This is a genomic window from Thomasclavelia cocleata (assembly GCF_900102365.1).
In the GTDB taxonomy this organism is placed as follows: domain Bacteria; phylum Bacillota_I; class Bacilli_A; order Erysipelotrichales; family Coprobacillaceae; genus Thomasclavelia; species Thomasclavelia cocleata.
Window position 1 is genome coordinate 38,073 of the sequence record NZ_FOIN01000009.1, and the last position, 21,255, is coordinate 59,327.

General features: G+C 31.4%; 23 protein-coding genes and 2 pseudogenes. 22 read left to right on the forward strand and 3 right to left on the reverse strand.

Features of this window, described 5'->3' with window-relative positions:
• Window positions 1-41: 41 nt before the first annotated feature.
• Entirely contained in the window at window positions 42-938 is an 897-nt protein-coding gene (locus tag BMW96_RS05495; RefSeq protein ID WP_092353317.1) for an SPL family radical SAM protein, read from the reverse strand.
• Between the two features lie 186 nt (window positions 939-1,124).
• Between BMW96_RS05495 and acpP the strand changes: the two genes are divergently transcribed.
• From acpP to fabZ, 13 genes are all read left to right on the forward strand, one after another.
• Window positions 1,125-1,352, forward strand: coding sequence for an acyl carrier protein (gene acpP, locus BMW96_RS05500; RefSeq protein WP_092353319.1), 228 nt, complete (start codon window positions 1,125-1,127; stop codon window positions 1,350-1,352).
• A gap of 119 nt (window positions 1,353-1,471) precedes the next feature.
• Entirely contained in the window at window positions 1,472-1,912 is a 441-nt protein-coding gene (gene accB, locus BMW96_RS05505) for an acetyl-CoA carboxylase biotin carboxyl carrier protein (protein ID WP_092353321.1), read from the forward strand.
• A 6-nt stretch (window positions 1,913-1,918) separates the two neighbouring features.
• Window positions 1,919-3,271, forward strand: coding sequence for an acetyl-CoA carboxylase biotin carboxylase subunit (locus BMW96_RS05510; protein WP_092353323.1), 1,353 nt, complete (start codon window positions 1,919-1,921; stop codon window positions 3,269-3,271).
• A 3-nt stretch (window positions 3,272-3,274) separates the two neighbouring features.
• The gene (gene accD, locus BMW96_RS05515) at window positions 3,275-4,147 is read left to right on the forward strand and encodes an acetyl-CoA carboxylase, carboxyltransferase subunit beta (RefSeq protein ID WP_092353325.1); all 873 of its coding nucleotides are present in this window, start codon (window positions 3,275-3,277) and stop codon (window positions 4,145-4,147) included.
• Window positions 4,147-5,097 carry an acetyl-CoA carboxylase carboxyltransferase subunit alpha gene (locus BMW96_RS05520; protein ID WP_092353327.1) on the forward strand — a complete coding sequence of 317 codons (951 nt, stop codon included), beginning with the start codon at window positions 4,147-4,149 and terminating at the stop codon, window positions 5,095-5,097. The genes accD and BMW96_RS05520 overlap by 1 nt, the downstream gene beginning before the upstream one ends.
• On the forward strand, window positions 5,090-5,551 hold the full coding sequence (locus BMW96_RS05525; protein ID WP_092353329.1) for a MarR family winged helix-turn-helix transcriptional regulator: 462 nt from the start codon (window positions 5,090-5,092) through the stop codon (window positions 5,549-5,551). The genes BMW96_RS05520 and BMW96_RS05525 overlap by 8 nt, the downstream gene beginning before the upstream one ends.
• Before the next feature lie 8 nt (window positions 5,552-5,559).
• Window positions 5,560-6,501 carry a beta-ketoacyl-ACP synthase III gene (locus tag BMW96_RS05530; RefSeq protein ID WP_092353331.1) on the forward strand — a complete coding sequence of 314 codons (942 nt, stop codon included), beginning with the start codon at window positions 5,560-5,562 and terminating at the stop codon, window positions 6,499-6,501.
• Window positions 6,502-6,504: 3 nt separating this feature from the next.
• Entirely contained in the window at window positions 6,505-7,437 is a 933-nt protein-coding gene (locus BMW96_RS05535; RefSeq protein WP_092353333.1) for a DUF561 domain-containing protein, read from the forward strand.
• 2 nt (window positions 7,438-7,439) lie between these two features.
• On the forward strand, window positions 7,440-8,504 hold the full coding sequence (locus BMW96_RS05540; RefSeq protein ID WP_092353335.1) for an NAD(P)H-dependent flavin oxidoreductase: 1,065 nt from the start codon (window positions 7,440-7,442) through the stop codon (window positions 8,502-8,504).
• On the forward strand, window positions 8,504-9,436 hold the full coding sequence (gene fabD, locus BMW96_RS05545; protein ID WP_092353337.1) for an ACP S-malonyltransferase: 933 nt from the start codon (window positions 8,504-8,506) through the stop codon (window positions 9,434-9,436). Before BMW96_RS05540 ends, fabD begins: the two co-directional genes overlap by 1 nt.
• A gap of 1 nt (window position 9,437) precedes the next feature.
• Window positions 9,438-10,190 (forward strand): 3-oxoacyl-[acyl-carrier-protein] reductase, encoded by a 753-nt coding sequence (gene fabG / locus BMW96_RS05550; RefSeq protein WP_092353339.1) that lies wholly within the window; start codon window positions 9,438-9,440, stop codon window positions 10,188-10,190.
• A gap of 11 nt (window positions 10,191-10,201) precedes the next feature.
• Window positions 10,202-11,443: a beta-ketoacyl-ACP synthase II gene (gene fabF / locus BMW96_RS05555; RefSeq protein ID WP_092353341.1), complete on the forward strand. Its 1,242-nt coding sequence runs from the start codon at window positions 10,202-10,204 to the stop codon at window positions 11,441-11,443.
• A gap of 4 nt (window positions 11,444-11,447) precedes the next feature.
• Window positions 11,448-11,873, forward strand: a complete 426-nt coding sequence (gene fabZ / locus BMW96_RS05560; RefSeq protein WP_092353343.1) for a 3-hydroxyacyl-ACP dehydratase FabZ — start codon at window positions 11,448-11,450, stop codon at window positions 11,871-11,873.
• A gap of 143 nt (window positions 11,874-12,016) precedes the next feature.
• Here fabZ and BMW96_RS14635 read toward each other — a convergent pair whose 3' ends face one another.
• Complete coding sequence (locus BMW96_RS14635; RefSeq protein WP_257606867.1) at window positions 12,017-12,142, reverse strand: hypothetical protein; 126 nt, start codon at window positions 12,140-12,142, stop codon at window positions 12,017-12,019.
• A gap of 149 nt (window positions 12,143-12,291) precedes the next feature.
• Between BMW96_RS14635 and BMW96_RS05565 the strand changes: the two genes are divergently transcribed.
• The 6 genes and pseudogenes from BMW96_RS05565 (at window position 12,292) to BMW96_RS14915 (ending at window position 16,716) form a co-directional block, all read left to right on the forward strand.
• Entirely contained in the window at window positions 12,292-13,461 is a 1,170-nt protein-coding gene (locus BMW96_RS05565) for a PucR family transcriptional regulator (protein WP_092353345.1), read from the forward strand.
• 80 nt (window positions 13,462-13,541) lie between these two features.
• Window positions 13,542-14,684, forward strand: a complete 1,143-nt coding sequence (rlmD, locus tag BMW96_RS05570; RefSeq protein ID WP_092353347.1) for a 23S rRNA (uracil(1939)-C(5))-methyltransferase RlmD — start codon at window positions 13,542-13,544, stop codon at window positions 14,682-14,684.
• A gap of 247 nt (window positions 14,685-14,931) precedes the next feature.
• Window positions 14,932-15,135: pseudogene (locus BMW96_RS05575) on the forward strand (hypothetical protein); the annotation flags it as partial.
• A gap of 50 nt (window positions 15,136-15,185) precedes the next feature.
• A pseudogene (locus BMW96_RS05580) lies at window positions 15,186-15,521 on the forward strand (YdcP family protein); the annotation flags it as partial.
• 77 nt (window positions 15,522-15,598) lie between these two features.
• The gene (locus BMW96_RS05585) at window positions 15,599-16,048 is read left to right on the forward strand and encodes a DUF6194 family protein (RefSeq protein WP_065987107.1); all 450 of its coding nucleotides are present in this window, start codon (window positions 15,599-15,601) and stop codon (window positions 16,046-16,048) included.
• 23 nt (window positions 16,049-16,071) lie between these two features.
• Window positions 16,072-16,716: a DUF961 family protein gene (locus BMW96_RS14915; protein ID WP_092353351.1), complete on the forward strand. Its 645-nt coding sequence runs from the start codon at window positions 16,072-16,074 to the stop codon at window positions 16,714-16,716.
• A 91-nt stretch (window positions 16,717-16,807) separates the two neighbouring features.
• Here BMW96_RS14915 and mobC read toward each other — a convergent pair whose 3' ends face one another.
• Window positions 16,808-17,011 carry a plasmid mobilization relaxosome protein MobC gene (mobC, locus tag BMW96_RS14920; RefSeq protein WP_472573227.1) on the reverse strand — a complete coding sequence of 68 codons (204 nt, stop codon included), beginning with the start codon at window positions 17,009-17,011 and terminating at the stop codon, window positions 16,808-16,810.
• 552 nt (window positions 17,012-17,563) lie between these two features.
• Here mobC and BMW96_RS05600 point away from each other — a divergent pair.
• The 3 genes from BMW96_RS05600 (at window position 17,564) to BMW96_RS05610 (ending at window position 21,171) form a co-directional block, all read left to right on the forward strand.
• Window positions 17,564-18,151, forward strand: a complete 588-nt coding sequence (locus tag BMW96_RS05600) for a helix-turn-helix domain-containing protein (RefSeq protein ID WP_092353353.1) — start codon at window positions 17,564-17,566, stop codon at window positions 18,149-18,151.
• 1,145 nt (window positions 18,152-19,296) lie between these two features.
• Complete coding sequence (locus tag BMW96_RS05605; protein ID WP_092353355.1) at window positions 19,297-20,199, forward strand: NAD(P)/FAD-dependent oxidoreductase; 903 nt, start codon at window positions 19,297-19,299, stop codon at window positions 20,197-20,199.
• A 297-nt stretch (window positions 20,200-20,496) separates the two neighbouring features.
• Entirely contained in the window at window positions 20,497-21,171 is a 675-nt protein-coding gene (locus BMW96_RS05610; RefSeq protein WP_092353357.1) for a LytR/AlgR family response regulator transcription factor, read from the forward strand.
• Window positions 21,172-21,255: the final 84 nt, after the last annotated feature.

Consider the following 21,255-nt stretch of genomic DNA (forward strand, 5'->3'; position numbering starts at 1 on the left):
TGTATATATTATAAATCATGATGTTGGGGATTGATATTTTATCAAAATAAACTTAATTGTTCAGGTAGTAAAGAGGGATGTTTATAACCAGCTATAATATCTTCCATTTTATAAGTTAAATTATATTTTTGACATTCTTTAATAAATACTTTTTTTAATTCATAAAGACGAGGACTATTGCATAAATAATTATTACCGAACTGTTTTATGTAGTATTCTTTAAGACCAGGGAATAGTTTATCAAGCTGAGCGTAAAAATACTCACGCTGACGATCTCGTAAAGTTACACCAAACATAGGATAAATAAAATTTGCATTGGCTAAATGGGCTTGGTAGATGATTTCTTTGATGTTTTCAGGAGTATCATTTATAAAAGGTAAAATTGGTGTCATTAAAACTCCTGTATAGATACCTTGTTGACGTAATAATTTGATGGTTTTAAAACGTTTTGATGAAGGAGAAACATTTGGTTCAACTTTTTTTGAAAGTAGATCATTGCCACAAGTAATTGTCATGCAAATTAGTACAGATTGTTTGGCATTTATTTGTTTTAGGAGTTCGAGATCATTGATAATTGTATGACTTTTAGTTGTTAGCATTACTCCAAAATTAGTTTGGTTAATTATTTTTAGAGCTTGATGGGTTATTTTTAATTGTTGTTCATAATGATTATAGGGATCTGACATTGCACCAATTGCAATGATACCTTTTCTTCTTTTAGCACAAAGTTCTTTTGAAAGCAGTGGTATGACATCTTTTTTTACTTTGACTTGATCAAAGTTTTCAATATGATAACATTCACTTCGACTATCACAATATATACAACCATGATGACAGCCTTGGTAGAGGTTCATATTATAGTCGAATCCGAACCATAGATGTTTTTTATCAACTTTATTTTGGATAATTGTTTTGGTCTTAATTTCTGGTATTTTCATTAATAAGTCCTCCTAAAAAAGAATATAACATAAAAAAGTTGATTAAAACATAAAAAAAATTCCTTGATTTTACTAGTGCTTTCAATTATCGGCTAAGATTCGATAAAAATTTTGAACATCAAACTATTTACAAATATTTAGTTTTTGTTATAATGTACGCGTAATATACACGAGGAGGAAGAAAACGTGGAATTTGAAAAAGTAAAAGAAATAATTGTTGATTCTTTAAGTTGTGATGAAGATGCAGTAACTTTAGAAGCTAATTTGAAAGAAGATTTAGATGCTGATTCATTAGATGCAGTAGAACTAATTATGGCAGTTGAAGAAGAATTTGATATTGAAATACCAGATGATAAAGCTACTGAAATCAAAACAGTTCAAGATATCGTAGATTACATTAAAGCAAATGCTTAAAATTATTACCCAGGATAGCTGGGTAATAATTTTACTAAAAAAATATTTTGATGTTCAAAGTATGAACATTTATTTTTTTAACAAAATTTACTTTGATATTCAAAACAAAGGAGAATGACATGAAAATAGATTTAGTAAAACAACTTATTAATGAATTTGAAAACTCAGAAGTTTTTAAAATGAAAGTAGAGATAGATGATATAAAATTAGAATTAGAAAAAACACCAATAGCGCCTGTAAATGTAGTAAGTACTCCTATTACAACTCAAGTAACAAATACGGAAATTGTAAATGAACCAGTTAAGCAAGAGCCTGAGATAAATGGGACACCTGTTAAATCACCAATCGTAGGTGTTTATTATGCAGCTAGTTCACCAACTGCTAAACCTTATGTAGAGGTAGGAAGTAAAGTAAAAGCAGGACAGGTATTGTGTATTGTTGAAGCGATGAAGGTAATGAATGAGATTAAAGCACCAATTGATGGAACTGTTACATCAATTATGGCTAATAGTGAAGATTTAGTTGAATATGATCAAGTATTAATGATCATTGAAGGGTAATTTGTTATGTTTAAACGAATTTTAATTGCTAACCGTGGCGAAATTGCGGTAAGGATTATTAGAACTTGTCAGGAACTTGGGATTGAGGCAGTGGCAGTTTATTCAGATGTTGATAGTACTTCATTACATGTACAATTAGCTGATCATGCAGTTTGTATTGGTCCAGCTAAGGCGGCAGATAGTTATTTAAATATGAAAAATATTTTAAGTGTTGCAACAGCACTTGGATGTGATGCAATTCATCCTGGATTTGGTTTTTTGTCTGAAAATTCAACATTTGCTCGTTTAGTTGAAGAATGTGGCATTACTTTTATTGGTCCAAGTGGTGATGTTATTGATATGATGGGGAATAAAAGTATGGCACGTCAAAAAATGATTGAGGCTGGAGTACCAGTTGTACCAGGAAGTGATGGCAGTGTTAATACTTTAGAAAAAGCAAGAGCAGCAGCTAATCGAATCGGTTATCCAGTCTTAATTAAAGCTTCGGCTGGAGGTGGCGGACGTGGAATGCGTAAAGCTTTTAGTGAAGAAGAATTTGATGATGCATATTTAACTGCTAAGGCGGAGGCGAAAGCTTGTTTTGGTGATGATGATATGTATTTAGAAAAATTAATTTTAAATCCTAAACATATTGAATTTCAGATTTTAGCAGATAATTATGGCAATGTAATTCATTTGGGAGAACGTGATTGTTCAATTCAACGTCGCAATCAAAAGATGATTGAAGAAGCACCAAGTAAAGCATTGACGCCATTACTTCGCCAAAAAATGGGTGAGGATGCTATTAAAGCAGCTAAGGGAGCTGGTTATCGTAATGCTGGAACTATTGAATATGTTCTTGATCAAGATGGAAATTATTATTTTATTGAAATGAATACACGAATTCAGGTAGAACATCCAATTACAGAGATGGTAACAGGAGTAGATTTGATTAGAGAACAAATTAGAATTGCAGCTAATCAAAAGTTAACTTATAAACAAAGTGATATTCATTTAAATGGACATGCCATAGAATGTCGTATTAATGCTGAAAATCCACGGGAAGGATTTAGACCATGTCCAGGGATAGTTAATAGTGTTCATTTACCTGGAGGGCTTGGTGTAAGAATAGATACAACTTTATACCAGGGATATAAAGTATCATCGCACTATGATTCAATGATTGCTAAAGTAATAGTACATGGTTCTAATCGTTTAGAAGCAATTAGAAGAATGCGTAGAGTTTTGGCAGAGCTAGTCATTGATGGAATTGATACAAATCAGGAATTACAATATTTGATTTTGCATACAGGTGAATATGTAAAAGGGAATTTTGATACTGGTTTTATTGAAAATCACTTAGATAAGTTGGTGGGATAATAAATGGAAGAGTTATTTAAAGCGCGAAAAGAGAAGTTAAATTTATTTAAATCAATTCGTAATAAAATGCAGGATAAAAAAAGAATTGATGTACCTGATGGTATTTATACCAAGTGTGATACTTGTGGAGAATCTATTTTGAGTGAAGTCTTAAAAGAAAATTATTATGTTTGTCCTAGCTGTGGTGCTCATTTAAAAATGAGAGCTTATACAAGATTAAATCTTTTATACGATGGTCAAAAGTATAAAGAGTTATATAAGAATATTAAATCTAATGATCCATTAATGTTTCCAGGTTATAAAAATAAATTAGAAAAATTAGAAGAAACAACTAGTCTTGGCGAAGCGGTTGTTTGTGCAACTGGAAAAATTGATGGAAAAAAAGTAGTTGTTTGTGTGATGGATTCACGTTTTTTAATGGGGAGTATGTCAGGGGCGGTAGGTGAAAAGATTACTAAAGCTATTGAACATGCAACAAAACGTAAATGTCCAATTATTATTTTTACTACTTCAGGGGGAGCCAGAATGCAAGAGGGAATTATTTCATTGATGCAAATGGCTAAAACTAGTGCAGCATTAGCAAAACATCATGAAGCAGGATTGCTGTATATATCATATATTACGCATCCTACAACAGGTGGTGTAACTGCTTCATTTGCGATGCTTGGCGATATTATTATTGGGGAGCCAAAAGCCTTAATAGGTTTTGCAGGACCAAGAGTAATTGAATCAACGATTAAACAAAAATTACCTGAAGGTTTCCAGAGAACTGAGTTTATGCAAGCTCAAGGTTTTATTGATATGATTGTAGAACGCTCTAAAATGCGGGAAACAATTATAAAGTTATTAAAAATGCATAGCAGGGGGGCACAATAATGTCGCTGCAGGAAAAAGAAATTAAAATAAAAGAAATTGAGTTAGAATTGTTAAAACTAAAAGATGATCAAGAAATAGATCATACTTTACAAATTCAAGACTTAGAAAATACTAAAATAAAAATAGAAGCCGAGGCTTATAAAGATATTAGTGCTTATGATCGTGTTTATCTTGCAAGAAAGGCAGATCGTCCAAATGTTTACGAATATATTGATAATCTATTTGATGATTTTATTGAGTTGCATGGTGATCGCTTGTATAAGGATGATGGTTCGATTGTTGGTGGTCTAGCAATGTTTAACAATATTCCTTGTACAGTAATTGGACATTTAAAGGGTCGAACTTTAGAAGAAAATCTTCATTGTAATTTTGGAATGTCTTCACCAGAAGGATATCGTAAAGCAATGCGTTTAATGAAACAGGCAGAAAAGTTTAATCGCCCAATCATTACCTTTGTTGATACACCAGGAGCGTATCCTGGTTTAAAGGCAGAAAAACATGGTATTGGTGAAGCTATTGCTCGTAATTTAATGGAAATGTCACAGTTAACAGTACCAATTATTGTAATTGTAATTGGTGAAGGGGGAAGTGGTGGAGCACTAGCTTTAAGTATTGGTGATCGCATGGTAATGTTAGAAAATAGTGTTTATTCAGTTTTATCACCAGAAGGATTCTCTTCAATTTTATGGAAAGATAAAGATGGTTCACGTGTTCAGGAAGCTGCCGAGTTAATGAAATTGACAGCCGAAGATTTATATGAAATGAAAATTATTGATAAGATTATTAAAGAACCTCGTGGAGGTATTACAAAGAATCGTGAGTATGTATATAAACGTTTGAGAATATATCTTCGAGATAATTTAGAAGAGTTAATGAAGTTATCAAAAACATCATTAATAAATAAACGCTATAATAAATTTAGAGAAATGGGTCGAATTAATAATGACTAATCGTGATATCTTAAATAGAGAATTAATTAATCATCTGTTTGTAAGATTATTTAACCAAATATTGGATATTGAAGCTCAATATATGGTTGGTCATGGGGTCGAAGATTTAAGTTTGTCTGAGCTGCATATTATTGATGCAATTAGCTCACTTTCAAATCCCACAATGTCAACAATTGCTTCAAAGGCAACTTTATCTAATGGTACGATTACTATAGCAATAAAAAAATTAGAAGCTAAGGGATATGTTAAGCGACGTAAAGATGATATTGATCGTCGAGTTATTAGAGTTGAGTTGACAACAAAAGGGAATCGTGTTTGTAAAGTTCATCACGAATTTCATGAAGAAATGGTTAGTCGAATATGTGAAGATAGTCATGTTCTTGATGATGAATTATTGATAAAATCTTTACAACAGCTGGTTTATTTCTTTGAAGATATCAAAGAAAAATATTAGGAGATTATATGAATGGATTAAAAGTAATATCAACTGGTTATTATGCACCACAAAATGTTCTTAATAACTTCGATTTTGAAAAAATGGTCGAAACAACAGATGAGTGGATAGTTTCTAGAACTGGGATAAATAAAAGACATATTGCTAAAAAGGAAAGTTGTGTTGATCTTGGGTATCAGGCAGCATTAAAAGCAATTGAAAAAATAGATAAAAATAAAATTGGATTAATTATTTGTGCTACGATGACACCTGATTATTTTACACCAAGTACAGCATGTTTAATTCAAGAAAAACTGGGGTTAAATGATCAAGAGATAATGTGTTTTGATTTAAGCGCAGCTTGTAGTGGTTTTGTATATTCATTAACAGTAGCTCAAGCATTATTGCAAAATCTCGATGATAAATATGCCTTAGTTATAGGTAGTGAAGAAATTTCTAAAATAATTGATTTTACTGATCGCAATACTTGTGTACTGTTTGGTGATGGAGCAGGAGCTGTAGTGGTTGGTAAAGGGACAGGAGTATTTGCAAGTTATAATAATTCAGCTGGAAATTTAGAAGCTTTAAAAGCTCCTGCTATTGGCAAAATGAATGAAAATCATTATCTTAGTATGGCTGGACAGGAAGTGTTTAAGTTTGCAATTAAAGTAATTCCTGAAAGTATTAATGCGGTTTTACAAAAGGCTAATTTAACACTTGATGATATTGATTATGTTGTTTGTCATCAGGCAAATTATCGAATTATTAAAAATGTTTATAAGAAGATGAAGTCATCTGAAGAAAAGTTTTATATGAATTTACAAGAATATGGAAATACATCAGCTGCCAGCATTCCTCTTGCTTTAGGTGAGATGGATGAAAAAGGACTGCTAAAATCAGGAAATAAAATAATTTGTGTTGGCTTTGGTGGTGGACTTACTTGGGGTGCAGTATTAATGGAATGGAGTTAGAAGATGAAATTAAATGAATTATTAAATATTAAATATCCTTTGATTCAAGGGGGAATGGCAAATATTGCTACTGGCGAGTTTGCTGCTAGTGTATCTAATGCTGGGGCACTTGGTTTAATTGGTGCAGGTGGTATGGATACTGCAACATTAAAAAAGAATATTGAAATTTGTCGTAGTTTAACTGATAAACCTTTTGGGGTCAATATTATGTTAATTAATCCTTGTGCTGATGAAATGGCACAATTAGTAATTGATGAAAAAGTTCCAGTTGTAACAACTGGTGCTGGGAATCCTGGAAAATATGTTGAAGCTTGGAAAGAAGCAGGAATTAAAGTATTACCAGTTGTACCAAGTGTAGCGCTGGCAAAGCGTTTAGAAAAATATAATGTTGATGCAATCATTGTTGAAGGAACTGAGGCAGGTGGACATATTGGGGAACTTACTACAATGGCACTTGTTCCTCAAGTAGTTGAAGCTGTTAATGTACCAGTTGTTGCAGCAGGTGGCATTGCTAGTGGTAAACAGGTTTTAGCAGCTTATGCTTTGGGTGCTTGTGGAGTTCAGGTAGGAACATGTTTACTTGCAAGTGAAGAATGTCCAATTCATGATAATTATAAACAGGCAGTAATTAAAGCTAAAGATACGAGTACTGTAGTTACTGGTCGAATTGCGGGAACACCAGTAAGAATAATTAAAAATAAAATGGCTAAAGAATATGTCAAACGTGAAAAAGAAGGCGTGGATATGTTGGAGTTAGAAAAATATACTTTAGGATCACTTAGAAGAGCTGTTTTTGAAGGCGATATTGATACTGGTTCATTAATGGCTGGTCAAGTAGCTGGAATGATTAATGAAATAAAACCAATAAAAATAATTATTAAAGAATTATTTGATGATTGTGCAACTGAATTTAAAAAATTGGAAAGTGAGTTTTAAAAATGAAAAAAGTTAATATTGGTGAAATGGCTCTTGATGTACCAATTATTCAAGGTGGTATGGGAGTTGGGATTTCACTTGGAAATTTAGCTGGTCATGTTGCATTAAATGGGGGAATGGGTGTTATCTCAACTGCTCATCCTGGATATCGAGCTGATGATTTTGAAAAGAATCCACTTGAAGTCAATAGACGAGAGTTAGCTAATGAAATAAAAAAGGCTAAAGAAATTGCTAAAGGCAAGGGAATGGTAGCAATTAATGCTATGGTAGCAATTACTGATTATGCTGCTTTAGTTGAAGTTGCAGTTAAAAATAAAATTGATGCAATTATTTCTGGAGCTGGATTACCTTTAAATCTACCAAGTTTTGTTAAGGGAACAAAAGTAAAGATTGCACCAATTGTTTCTAGTGGTAAGGCTGCTAAGTTGATTTGTAAAACATGGGATCGTAAATTTAAAGTTGTCCCTGATTTTGTTGTTATTGAGGGTAGTGAGGCAGGTGGACATTTAGGATTCCATAAAGAAGATGTTTTAAATAAAACAACAGCAAAATTAACAGATATTTTTAAAGAAGTAAAAGAAACGATTCAACCATTTATTGATAAATATCAAAGAGAAATACCGATTTTTGTTGCTGGTGGCATATATGATAGTAAAGATATTCAGGATTATTTAGATTTAGGTGTAGATGGTGTTCAAATGGCAACACGCTTTATTTGTACTGATGAATGTGATGCAGATATAAAATATAAACAAGCTTTTATTAATGCCAAAAAAGAAGATATTGAAATTGTTAAATCACCAGTTGGGATGCCAGGAAGGGCAATCATGACAAAGCTTACAGAAAAACTAAGGAATGATGAAAAAATAACAGTTAAAAGATGTTATAACTGTTTAATTCCATGTGATGTTAAGACTACACCATATTGTATTAGCGGGGCATTGATCAATGCAGCTAAAGGTAATCTTGATGAAGGTTTAGTTTTTAGTGGTAGTAATGGGTATCGTAATAATAAAATCGTTTCTGTCAAAGCGTTGATGGAAGAATTAAAGAGAGGATTAAAATAATGGGGAAGATTGGATTTGTATATGCTGGTCAAGGTAGCCAGGTAGTAGGTATGGGAAAATCATTCTATGATAATTATCAAGTGGCTAGAGATGTTTTTGACAATATTGATTTGGATATAGATATTAAAAAATTATGTTTTGAAGGTCCTCTTGAAGAACTTTCTAAGACTAGTAATACCCAGCCTTGTATGGTTGCTGTTGCTGTTGTTGCAACTAAGTTACTAAAAGAAAATGGAGTTGTTCCTGATTATGTTGCTGGATTAAGTCTTGGTGAATATTCTGCTTTAAATGCATCTGGTGTTTTGGATGATCAAATGGCAATTAATTTAGTTCGTTTTCGTGGTCAGGCAATGGAAAGAGCAGCTGTTGGAATTGAAAGTAAAATGATTGCGATTATTGGTTTGGATCGGGAATTATTAAATGAAGCAGTTGATGAAGCGAGTAATCTAGGAGTAGTATCCATTGCTAATTACAATTGTCCTGGGCAATTAGTAATTGGTGGCGAAGCTAATGCAGTAAATAAAGCTAGTGAATTAGCTTTAGAAAAGGGAGCAAGACGAGCTATCCCATTAAATACAAGTGGACCATTCCATACTAGCTTATTAGTGCCAGCAAGCTTAGAATTAAAAGAAAAGTTTGCTAGTGTAGAATTTAAAGAGATGAAAATACCAGTTGTTTTTAATAGTTCAGCTAAAGAATTAGAGGCTGATGAAAGTGTTGCTAAGATGTTAGAAAAACAAGTTATGTCTTCTGTTTATTTTGAGGATAGTGTTCGTTATATGATTGCTAATGGTGTTGATACAATTATTGAAATCGGTCCTGGTAAAGTATTATCTGGATTTATTCGTAAAATTGATAAGACAATAAAGACTTATCAAGTCGAAGACCAAGCATCATTGGAAAAAACATTAGCTGGATTGAAAGGAGAATAGGATGAAATTAAAAGATAAAGTAGTTTTAGTAACTGGTGGAGCTCAAGGAATTGGAAAAGAAATTTGTATAACATGTGCTCGTGAAGGAGCTAAAATAGTTGTAAATTATGTTGATTTTGGTGAAAATGAAACTATTGCTAAAGCAACAAAAGAAGAACTAGAAGCATTAGGAGCAACAGTTATGCTAGTACAAGCAAATGTAGCTTCATTTGAAGAGACTGAAACAATGTTTAAAACTATAATTAAAGAATTTGGGCGAATTGATGTTTTAGTTAATAATGCAGGAATTACTAAAGATAATTTGTTAATGAGAATGAAAGAAAGTGATTTTGATGCTGTTATAGATGTAAATTTAAAAGGAACTTGGAATTGTATGAAACATGCTGCTAAGTTTATGATGAAACAGCGTTATGGTCGAATTATTTCAATGTCTTCAGTAGTTGGGGTTATGGGTAATGCAGGACAAGTTAATTATTCTGCTAGCAAGGCTGGAATTATTGGGATGACAATGTCATTAGCACGTGAAGTTGGTAGTCGTGGAATTACGGTTAATGCTATAGCACCAGGGTTTATTCAAACAGCAATGACAGATGTTTTACCTGATGAAATTAAAGAGAGTATGGCTAAACAAATCCCATTAGGGACATTTGGTCAAGTAAGTGATATTGCAAATACAGTAGTATTTTTAGCAAGTGATGATGCTAGATACATAACTGGTCAAACTATCCACGTTGATGGTGGAATGGCAATGTAAGGAGAGAAATAATGGAAAAAAGAAGAGTTGTAGTAACAGGACTTGGAGCAATTAATGCGATTGGTCATAATGTTGAAGAAACTTGGAGAAGTATTAAAGAGAGTGTTTGTGGAATTGCGGAAATCACAAACTATGATAAAGAACTAACAAAAGTAAAAATTGCTGGTGAAGTAAAGAATTTTAATCCAGCTGATTATTTAGATAAAAAGGCTATTCGTAAAATGGATCGTTTTACTCAATTTGGAGTAATTGCTGCTAAAGAAGCATTTAAAGATTCTGGTTTAAATAGTGAAGAAATTGATGCTGATCGTTTTGGTGTAGTTGTTTCTAGTGGAATCGGTGGGCTAGCAACAATTGAAAAAGACCATACTAAAGGTTTAGAAAAAGGCTATGATCGAGTATCACCTTTCTTTGTTCCGATGTCAATCACTAATCTAGCGGCTGGAAATATTGCAATTGAATTAGGTGCAAAAGGATTATGTACTTGTCCAGTAACTGCATGTGCTGGTGGAACTAATGCAATTGGTGATGCTTTTAGAAATATTCGTGATGGTTATCAAGATATCATGGTAGCTGGTGGTGCTGAAGCTAGTATTACACCACTTGGAATTGGTGGATTTTCATCAATGAAAGCACTTTGTGATAATAATGATCCTAAAAGAGCATCAGTTCCATTTGATGCAAATCGTTGTGGTTTTGTTATGGGGGAAGGCGCTGGGATTATTGTTCTTGAAGAATTAGAACATGCTAGAGCTCGTGGTGCTCATATTTATTGTGAGATGGCTGGTTATGGTGTTAGTTGTGATGCTCATCATATTACCGCACCATTAGAAGATGGTTCAGGTGGTGCAAAAGCAATGATTAATGCGCTTGATGATGCTAATTTAAAACCAGAAGATGTAACTTATATTAATGCCCATGGTACAAGTACACCTTTAAATGATAAGGGCGAAACTATGGCGATTAAAACAGCTTTAGGTAAAGCTGCTAATAAAGTTGCTGTTTCTTCAACTAAAGGTAATACTGGACATTGTCTAGGTGCCGCTGGGGGAATTGAAGGAGTTATTTGTGTAAAAGCAGTTGAGGAGGGATTTATTCCACCAACAATTAATTATCAAACACCTGATCCGCTTTGTGATTTAGATATAGTACCAAATACTGGTAGAAATCAGGAAGTAAATGTAGCAATGTCAAATTCACTAGGTTTTGGCGGACATAATGCTACTATTGTATTTAAGAAATATGGAGAATAAAAATATGGAATTAAATAGTAATCAAATTCAGGCAATTAATCCTCATCGTTATCCTTTTGCATTAGTAGATCGAATTACTGATTTTGAACCTGGGCAGTGGGCGAAAGGAATTAAGTGTGTAAGTGTTAATGAAATGCATTTTTGTGGACATTTTCCTGAGCATCATGTGATGCCTGGTGTTTTAATTGTAGAGGCATTGGCACAAGTGGGATGTATTGCGATTCTTTCAAAAGAAGAAAATAAAGGTAAAATTGCTTTTTTTGGAGGAATTAATAAATGTAAATTTAAGGGTCAAGTTACACCTGGTGATGTATTAGAGATGGAATGTGTTTTAACAAAGCAAAAAGGACCAATTGGTATTGGTGAAGCAGTTGCAAAGGTAAATGGAAAAGTAGTTTGTAAAGCAGAGTTAACTTTTGCAGTTCAGTAAGATAAAAAAACAGCTAACATTGATTTTGCTCTGTTATATTATGTGTGTAATAAATCGGAGTGACTATAGCTTTAGTTGAACTAAAAACAGAGATACAATCAATTGTAATCTCTGTTTTTTAAATATAATGAAACATTATTATATTATTTTCTTTTTAAAAATTTAAAAAGTTTTGAAAAGTTTTCACAGTTAAAATAATTTTCACTTTGAACCCAAGCAGGGCAAGTTTCAAAATTATCAGTTATTACAAAATATCCATAAATATCCATTTAATGTCCCTCCTAAATGTTCGTTTTTTAATACATCTATATTATAAGATATTTTATAAATTATTATAGAGACATAAATAATAAAAAAAGTGTATTCAATTGTGCGTTTTGCACAATTGTTGTAAGATGATAATTAAGAGGTGATAATGATGGGGTTTACGATTGAAGATGCTTTGATTCAAAATCAGAAACAATATCAATTAAAGTTATTAGCTGGACATGGAGGTTGTTCAAACGCAATGAGTTGGGTTCATATGATTGAAGATACTACAATCATCCAACAATTGTGGGGAAAAGAATTAGCAGTTACAACTGGATTAGGTTTTCAAAGCCATGATGCATTATTTGAATTTATTAAATGTTTAATCAAATATCATAGTGTAGGATTAGTGATTAATACTGGAAAGTATATTTTTGATATACCACAGGATATTATTGATTATTGCAATGAGCAGGATTTTCCTTTATTAACTACGCCATGGGAAGTGCATATGGCTGATTTAATAAAAGATTTTAGTATGCGTTGTTTATATTCTCAAAAGGAAGATAATGAAATATCTAAGTTGTTTCAAAAAGCATTTTCAATGCCACAATTGATTGAAGAAATACGACAACAGTTAATGGGGGCCTTTGATGTTGATGGCTCTTTCCAGGTTGTTTTAATTGGAATTGAAGATTCTGATCAATTTGATGCAATTGAACGAAGACGAGTGGCTTTTCAATTGGAATTGTGTTTTGAGAAAATAGAAAGTTCATACGCCTTTTTTTGGTTTGATGGATATTTTGTTTTGGTTGTGAATAATTTAGATTCAGAAATATTAGAATCAATAATTGATAAAATGTATAAACGGACAAAAAAACGGATGCCATCAAGATTTATTCATTTAGGAATAGGAACTCAAATGCATGATCTTCACCAAGTTATTTTAAGCTATAAGCGTGCTAAAGCAGCAGTAACCATGGCTGAACAGTTTAAATATCCAATGGTTTTATTTGAGGAAATGGGTGTTTACCAAATTTTATTTTCAATTGAAGATAAACGGATTTTAATTGAAATGTATCAAAAACTGTTACAACCTCTTATTGATTATGATCAAAAGCATCATGGCGAATTAGAACATACACTTTACTATTATTTGCTTTATGATGGTAGTCAGGTAGCTATGGCTAAAAATCTTTATATGCATCGTAATACAATAAATTATCGAATGATAAAGATAAAAGAATTATTAAATTGTCAGTTAGAAACATTTGATGAAAAAATGTCATATATGTTGGCTTTATATATAAAAAAGATGCTTGATGCTAGTAAAGATTAATGAATAATTGAGTTTTCTTATAAGGGTTGTGTTATACTAAATAAGTAGTTTTATGAATATATGATAGGATTAGTGATAAGATGAAATGTTTGATTGAAAAAAAGTGTGGTAGTTGTAAATATATTAATACTGATTATCAAAAACAATTAAATATTAAAATGAATTATTGTAAAAAGTTATTAAATGATCAGAAATTAGATATGTATAAAGTGGAAAATACGATTGGGATGGAATATCCTTATGGGTATCGTAATAAAATAATTGTTGCTTTTAATCATAAATATGAATTTGGTTTTTATGAAGAAGATAGTCACAGAATTATTCCTTATAATCGTTGTTTATTACATGAAGAAGTAAGTGATTTGATTATAAAGAAAATTCAAAGTTTATTAAAAAGATACCGAGTTAGTATTTATGATGAAAATCGTAATCGTGGCTTGTTAAGACATGTTTTAATTCGTAGAGCAGTTATTGCAGATCAAACAATGGTGGTTTTGGTTTGTAATGATAATGTGTTTAAAGGATCTAAGAATTTTTGTAATGAGTTGATAAAGAGTTTTCCTAGTATTAAGACAGTTGTTTTAAATGTTAATAAAAGAAAAACGAGTATTGTTTTAGGGAATGATGAAAAGGTACTTTATGGTAAAGGGTTTATTGTTGATGAATTATGTGGTTTGAAATTTAAGATTTCACCGAAATCATTTTATCAGATTAATCATAAACAATGTGAAATACTTTATTCTAAAGCGATAGATTTATTAGAATTAAAGGGTAATGAAGTTGTTATTGATGCATATTGTGGAATTGGTACAATTGGAATGATTGCTTCAAGTAAAGTAAAAGAAGTAATTGGAGTAGAAGTAAACAAGGATGCTGTTAAAGATGCAATTAATAATGCTAAGATGAATAAAATAAATAATATTAGATTTGTTAATGATGATGCTAGTGCTTTTATGGTTAAATTAGCAAAGCAAAAAATGAAAGTTGATTGTGTTATTATGGATCCACCTCGTAGTGGTAGTACTAAGGAATTCATTGATGCTATAAAAATCTTGAATCCAGGCAAGGTCGTTTATATTTCTTGTGATCCAAGTACTCAGGTTAGAGATATTAAATATCTAGCAAAACTAGGATATCGTGGCAATATTATGTATCCAGTTGATATGTTTCCACAGACTGTACATATAGAGACTTGTGTGTTGCTACAAAGACGAACTATGTAGAAATCCTTAATTTTAGGTACTTTTTCAAGCATATCGTATTTACAAGTGAGGGCGATAAAATCCGAAATAAAGAGATTAAAAACTATATCAATGTTTCAGTAGTAGTTGATATAGAGTGTGGGAAGACAAGAAACTAAATATTCAATTTAAGGGGTACTTGTAAAAAAGTATCCCTTTTCAATATAAGACGTCCAAAATTGAGCGTCTGTTTTTTACCCAAAAATAAAACGAAAGGAGCATCTAAGGTATGAAAAAGATATTAAAACGATTGTGTATGGGCTTCCTTGCCTTTGCGACTGTCGTTACCGCTTTACCGGGCAGTTCATGCGTCAGGTACGCAGTATTGGACGAAAAGTGATGAGCAAAAAACCGCAGCGGTTTGAGTAGCCAGCACAACTACTTATTAAGACAGTTGGTTGTCTGGCAAAGATTGAGCGTTCATCTTGGCTGGTAATGTGACAACGTGCGAGCTTCCTATGATGAAATCTCAAAACTTTTGGAGTAGTGAAATTCTCTGCACTTCGACATGAGGTTCGTTTAGAAAATGAGGACGGAACGACAAGTGATGAAATTAAGCGTCGTACTTATGATTTGAAATGTAGTGTGCAGGAACGCATGATACAAGTGACAATCCCCGCTGATGTTTCCGTAAAGGACTATCCTTATAATGTGGAAGTGGAGTTAATCAATCCCGTAGCTGATACGGTGGCAAATGCCAACTTTAGAGGGACTATGGTTGATTGGTATATCAAGGCTGATGATATTGTATTGAAGAACAAAGGCGATCAGGCTGGAAATACACAGAACCATGCTCCGCAGGGACAGCCGAAAAAATAAATCAATATCATTGAAAAAAATAAATGGCACAGTTATAATTTGTACCATATATGTAAATTGAAAGAGAGGTATAATCTATGACACCAGATAAGATATTACAATACTGTCTTAATAACTTGGAAGGTACTGTTTTAGTAAATAGCTGGGGAGAAAAAGGTATATTTTACAATCCTAATAATACGCTTAAACGTGGGGTGTATATTCTTACTGTTAAAGAAAAAGACGGCGAGAATGATAAAAGCTCTAATCTTGATAGAGAAAACATATACCGTGTAAATATGGGGTTGAGAAAAAATACATTTGTAAATATGTTTGGCGGTATCCCTAAGCGACCAATAAAAGGCGGTATCGTAGAAATGGAATATGATTTTACTTCCAGCAATCAACTAATGCCACACCCTATATACGCATGGATGGGCTGGGTCTGTATTTTAAATCCTACAGAGCAAAAATTTGAAGAATTGAAACCACTTATTCAAGAAGCCTATGAATATGCAAAGGAAAAATTTAAGAAAAGGAAGATATAAGTATTAGAATTTGCAATGATATAATGTGGTTATATTCGGATATTCAAAGAGCCAACGATATTATCGTTGTTGTATTGCTTGCAAAGGCTGGCGAAAAGCACTTTAAGCCAGAACAGCGTGTAAAACTTATCAATCCAAAGATTATCAAAAAGAGTAAACTTGTGGATATGCGTTTAGAAGAAATTATTGATAAGGAAACCTACGAAAGAAAATATCCCGATTTAGTAAGCAAACAAGAACAGCTTGTCGAAGAAAGAAAAAAATTACAAGAAACTTCTGATAATGAGAAAGACATCAAAAAACGTCTGAAAGAGTTTAAGAAAACTCTGGAACAGAATGAAGTTCTTGATAAATTTGACCGCTATGTGTTTGAAAGTATTGTTGAAAAAGTAATTGTAGGTGGACTTGATGAAAATGGAAATGTTGACCCTGCACAGTTAACGTTTGTTTATAAAACGGACTTGAAGAATAGTGTAGATGGTGCTAAATTTAAACCACAAAGAAAAAATGCAAGAGGACGACATAGGACTGCTGAATTGTGTTCACATGACAGCAACGAGGTTGGTAAAATGTGTTCTGATAGTAGTAACGACACATGTGGAGACGGTTGTAATGCTTTCACACAAAAAACAAATGCAATTAAACAAGTTGTAAATAAGAAATCATAATATGATTTAAGACTGAGAGATAGCAAAAATGTTATCTCCTTTTCATTGTTTTCAAGCTAGGCTAAGAAGGGAGTTAGTAAACTTTCATAATTTAAACATCATCTTTATTAGAAGTCCTATCAAGTAGCAAAGAATGAATTTGCCATATTTCTTTTGATAGATGTTCTATTTGATTTTTTAGATCTTTGATATCGTCGTTATAAATAACGCTAGTAGAATTTACACACTTAGCTATCTGATTAACACTATTTGTATATCTTGCAAGTGGACCTTGTATTTTTTTAAGGTTGTAAATTTACAACATAAATATCTGATTCAGATACAACTTTTCTTAAAAAATAGTTCATAGTTTTACAACGTGTCATCTTCATTTTCTTCTTGTGTTAGTTTAATTTCAAGTCGTTCATTTTGTACTTTATTTGTCATGGTTAAAGCCTCCTTTGAAAGTATTTTTGGTCTCCCTAACAAATTTAAAATTAATAAAAAAGAAGCAGTTTCATACCACTGGCTTCATGCTAAATTACTACCCTTTGTTTCAATGCTTCATGTACTGCTTTATTGATTGTAAAGTTCAGTGTTGGCAGTCCCGCCATTATTAATATCACATAGTTTTTTGAATCATAATAGTCAAGCTGGCAATTTACAGAACTATACATCATAAGGACGCCGAAAAAATAAAATAGAAGTTTAGATTTTTATTGTAACTTATATATGGAAACGATATAATTAGTCAAAAAGAACTGTTTTTAGCCATGTAAAATCATTTTGACAAGAAAAAAAGGCAATGTCAAAGGCTTTTGACAGACAAATAATATATATTTATATACAATAAAGGGGAAGATTCAAGATGGATATTGGATTACAAATCAAGAAATTTAGAGAACAACAAAAGATTTCTCAAGAAGAACTGGCTTTTAAAATATTTGTTTCAAGACAAACCATTTCAAATTGGGAAACAAATAAAAGTTGTCCAGATGTTAAAAGTTTAATTGCTTTATCTAATATCTTCAATGTATCTTTAGATAATTTTATAAAAGAAGATATAAAGGAGATGAGGGAAATTGTAGAAAAAACAACAATTAAAAAGTTTAATGTGATGAGTTTTGTTTTTCTGGTTGAATTGATAATTGTAACCATAAGTGCTTATCCTTTATTTAGTGTTGATGGGTATACTGGAATTATTATTTGGCTATGCTTGTTTACTGTAGCACTATATACAGCAAGTAAGATTGAAAGATTTAAAAAGAAGTATGATATTCAAACATATAAAGAAATTCTGGCATTTATTGACGGAAAACAATTAACTTATGATGAAACACAACAAGAAATAGGAAAAAGAAATTATCAAAAAATCATATTTGCACTTTTAGCAGGTGTAATCGCACTTATTGTATGTATAATTGTAATTTTTATTTGCCAATATTTAATAAATTAAGGAGGAAGAAATATGGAGTTTTGGATTATAATGATAGTTTTTATAGCTATGGGCGGAACTTGTTCATTAACAGGTACATGGTGGGATAGAAAGAAGGAAAAAGAAGATAAGAAATAATAAAATTTACATTTTATTGTTGATTAATTATAATAATGTAATTACAATGAAAAACGCATTTATGAAAGGATCAAAAATGTTTAATTCATTTCACTAAATGTTCAACTGGTGTAGAAGATATGACAAAAGAGATTGAAAAAACAGCTGAAGAAATGTTAAAAAAGCACCAATGAATTGGTCACTATGCCAATGGTTAGGACTGATAAAGCAATTTTAGTCTTTAAGCTGTAATCTAATAAACTCATGTTCTACATACAAAAAAGTAGTTAGTCTGTATTAATGACTCAATGTCGTAAATTTAACATTAAAAAAGGATATAATCTGTATTTGTTGATATACAATATATCCTTTTTCTTTTTATTTTATTGATAAATCGTAAAATATGTAAAAAAAGCTCATAAATATCCCAATAATATTTCGTTTTCTCTTAACTAATACCATTGTATAAAATACAATGTTTTTTACTGATCTGTAAAGTAGATCAAGGGAAAGAATCGTCTGTTTTCTCCTTGTGGTTTAAATTGCGAGCTATGTCCTATGTTTTTAGGATAATATTGTAGTGATTGTGATAATGGTAATCAATTCAGCAAAATTGCTAAGTATAGTTTTGAGCATGGGAAAATCAAATATTGATAAATTCACCTTTTTTATTACACATAAATATCAAAAATTAGATTTAGAAAGAGGGCAAACTATAGGTATTGAACAACACTAAAAAGTGGTAGTAAATCTGGGAATTTGTATAGAAGATCATGGATGCGTCAACAAATAGAAATGTGCTAGTCGAATCAAAAAAAGTCCTATGACAATATAGCTATAAGACATATTTGAATTGCATATTAGATTTTTAAAAATAACTTAAAATGTAAGAAAAAGCAAAGCTTAGAAATAATAAGGATTAATTACGAAATATTTTGAATAAGATATTTAAAAATAGTAAAAATATAATCATACTTAAATTAAAAATTATGATATAATTTTATATTAGGTAATGGCCTAATATTTTTATGTATAAGGAGGATATTGAAATGTATGATATGATTATTATTGGTGCAGGACCAGCAGGTATTAGTGCAGCTATTTATGGCAAAAGCAGAGGAAAAAAAGTTTTGGTCTTAGAAAAAAATCAGGTTGGTGGTTTGATAGGAACAGTATCTACAGTTACTCACTATACAGCAATTGTGCAAGAAGAATCTGGTATTACATTTGCTAAAAGGATGAAAGAGCAGGCACTTAGTGCTGGGGTGGAGATTCGTTATGAAAATGTCATAGAAACAAAACTTTCAGGTAAAATAAAAAAAGTCATTACAGATAAAGAAACTTATGAATCTAAAACTCTAGTTTTAGCAAATGGTGGTTCTGGTCGTATGTTAGGTATTCCTGGAGAAAATTTGAAAGGTGTTAGATTAAATGCCCCAAAAGATGGCTTGAATTATAAAGATAAGAATGTTTATGTAATTGGTGGAGCAGATGGGGCAGTAAAGGAAGCACTTTATTTAGCCAAGATAGCAGGAAAAGTAACAATCGTATGTGTGGAGGATGAGCTTGCATGTATACAGGAATTTAAGGATAAAGCTGCTGCTTATGATAATATTGAAATCATGCCACATTCAAGTCTTACGGCAATATATGGTAACAAAACGGTAGAAGAACTTGAATTTACAGATAATAAAACTGGAATGAAGCAGATTGTAAAAGATACAGAGTGTGGAATATTTATATATGCAGGGATTGTTCCAAATACACAAATGTACACAGAACTAAAATTAGATAATGGTTATATTCCAGTTGCTGATTGTATGCAAACAGAAATCCCTGGAGTATTTGCAGCTGGAGATATTTGTGTAAAAAAGGTTAGACAGGTAGCTACAGCAGTTGCTGATGGAGCAATTGCAGGTATTCATGCAGCTGCAGTGTGTGATATTGATTAAATCTATAGTATGTACCTAGAAGGGTTAATACCTTCTAGGTATTTTTCTTTAAATGAGTTTTTTAGAATTGATACCTGTTTACTGGAAAGTATTAATTAGATATTTTTGAACTAGATAATTATTAGTTGAAGTTTTTATAATTATTCTTTTCAAGAAAAAAATATTAAGTTATACTATGCGTGTAATGTTCTTTTCCACTTATTATCCCAATAATATAATAAAAGGGCTTTACATTGTCGATTGGTTTTATCCAGGTTTTTAGTCGACTTTTTTAATATTTAAGAAAGGAGGCAAAAAATGATTGCGATAATTGATGATGATCTCTTATTTGCGAGTATTTTAAAAGAGAAGTTATTGCAATACAATAAAGATTATAATATAAAGATATTATCCTATTTTGATGAAGAATTTCTAGATAATAATGATATAAAAATACTATTCCTTGATATTGAATTAGGAGATCAAGATGGTATAGAGTTAGCAAGCAGATACCGTGAAAAAGGACATGATAAGGTTGAAATAGTTTTTGTTTCTATACATAATGGACTAGTATTTCATTCTATGGTGGCATACCCTCGCTATTTTGTAAGAAAGTTAAATCTTGATCAGGATTTAGATGAATGTATGCATGTAATTAGAAATAGGAATAGAAGGAAAAATGCTAAGATTTTAGTAAATGATGAAATGATTATGATAACAGATATATTGTTTATAAAGTCTAAAGGAAACTATGTTTATTATACTTTGCTTAATAGAGAAATAATTAAACAAAGGACAAAAATTTCTATAGTAGAAGAGGTATTAAAAGAATATAACTTTGTTAGGTGTCATCTATCGTATTTAATAAATGTTGCTTATATAGAAAGTGTTGGAAAAGACTTTATTGTTTTAAAAAACAGTTTTCATATTTCTGTAAGTAAATCAAGGTTTAATGAAGTTTTAAATGCTTACCGGCAATATCGGTTTCAATAAATATAAAAAGCGCCCCTAAAAATATAAAAGCGTCCCACATTATCTATATAATAGATTTTATAATTGTTAGAATGTATTCATAGA

Excerpts from the sequence above, each read along its gene's own strand:
- BMW96_RS05530 (WP_092353331.1), top strand. The coding sequence starts at position 5,560 with ATGAATGGATTAAAAGTAATATCAACTGGTTATTATGCACCACAAAAT.
- BMW96_RS05610 (WP_092353357.1), top strand. The coding sequence starts at position 20,497 with ATGATTGCGATAATTGATGATGATCTCTTATTTGCGAGTATTTTAAAA.
- BMW96_RS14635 (WP_257606867.1), bottom strand. The coding sequence starts at position 12,142 with ATGGATATTTATGGATATTTTGTAATAACTGATAATTTTGAAACTTGC.
- accB (WP_092353321.1), top strand. The coding sequence starts at position 1,472 with ATGAAAATAGATTTAGTAAAACAACTTATTAATGAATTTGAAAACTCA.
- BMW96_RS05585 (WP_065987107.1), top strand. The coding sequence starts at position 15,599 with ATGACACCAGATAAGATATTACAATACTGTCTTAATAACTTGGAAGGT.
- BMW96_RS05520 (WP_092353327.1), top strand. The coding sequence starts at position 4,147 with ATGTCGCTGCAGGAAAAAGAAATTAAAATAAAAGAAATTGAGTTAGAA.
- fabG (WP_092353339.1), top strand. The coding sequence starts at position 9,438 with ATGAAATTAAAAGATAAAGTAGTTTTAGTAACTGGTGGAGCTCAAGGA.
- BMW96_RS05525 (WP_092353329.1), top strand. The coding sequence starts at position 5,090 with ATGACTAATCGTGATATCTTAAATAGAGAATTAATTAATCATCTGTTT.
- fabF (WP_092353341.1), top strand. The coding sequence starts at position 10,202 with ATGGAAAAAAGAAGAGTTGTAGTAACAGGACTTGGAGCAATTAATGCG.
- BMW96_RS05600 (WP_092353353.1), top strand. The coding sequence starts at position 17,564 with ATGGATATTGGATTACAAATCAAGAAATTTAGAGAACAACAAAAGATT.
- BMW96_RS05510 (WP_092353323.1), top strand. The coding sequence starts at position 1,919 with ATGTTTAAACGAATTTTAATTGCTAACCGTGGCGAAATTGCGGTAAGG.
- BMW96_RS05495 (WP_092353317.1), bottom strand. The coding sequence starts at position 938 with ATGAAAATACCAGAAATTAAGACCAAAACAATTATCCAAAATAAAGTT.
- BMW96_RS05540 (WP_092353335.1), top strand. The coding sequence starts at position 7,440 with ATGAAAAAAGTTAATATTGGTGAAATGGCTCTTGATGTACCAATTATT.
- rlmD (WP_092353347.1), top strand. The coding sequence starts at position 13,542 with ATGAAATGTTTGATTGAAAAAAAGTGTGGTAGTTGTAAATATATTAAT.
- BMW96_RS05535 (WP_092353333.1), top strand. The coding sequence starts at position 6,505 with ATGAAATTAAATGAATTATTAAATATTAAATATCCTTTGATTCAAGGG.
- BMW96_RS14915 (WP_092353351.1), top strand. The coding sequence starts at position 16,072 with ATGTGGTTATATTCGGATATTCAAAGAGCCAACGATATTATCGTTGTT.
- BMW96_RS05565 (WP_092353345.1), top strand. The coding sequence starts at position 12,292 with ATGGGGTTTACGATTGAAGATGCTTTGATTCAAAATCAGAAACAATAT.
- fabD (WP_092353337.1), top strand. The coding sequence starts at position 8,504 with ATGGGGAAGATTGGATTTGTATATGCTGGTCAAGGTAGCCAGGTAGTA.
- accD (WP_092353325.1), top strand. The coding sequence starts at position 3,275 with ATGGAAGAGTTATTTAAAGCGCGAAAAGAGAAGTTAAATTTATTTAAA.
- BMW96_RS05605 (WP_092353355.1), top strand. The coding sequence starts at position 19,297 with ATGTATGATATGATTATTATTGGTGCAGGACCAGCAGGTATTAGTGCA.
- fabZ (WP_092353343.1), top strand. The coding sequence starts at position 11,448 with ATGGAATTAAATAGTAATCAAATTCAGGCAATTAATCCTCATCGTTAT.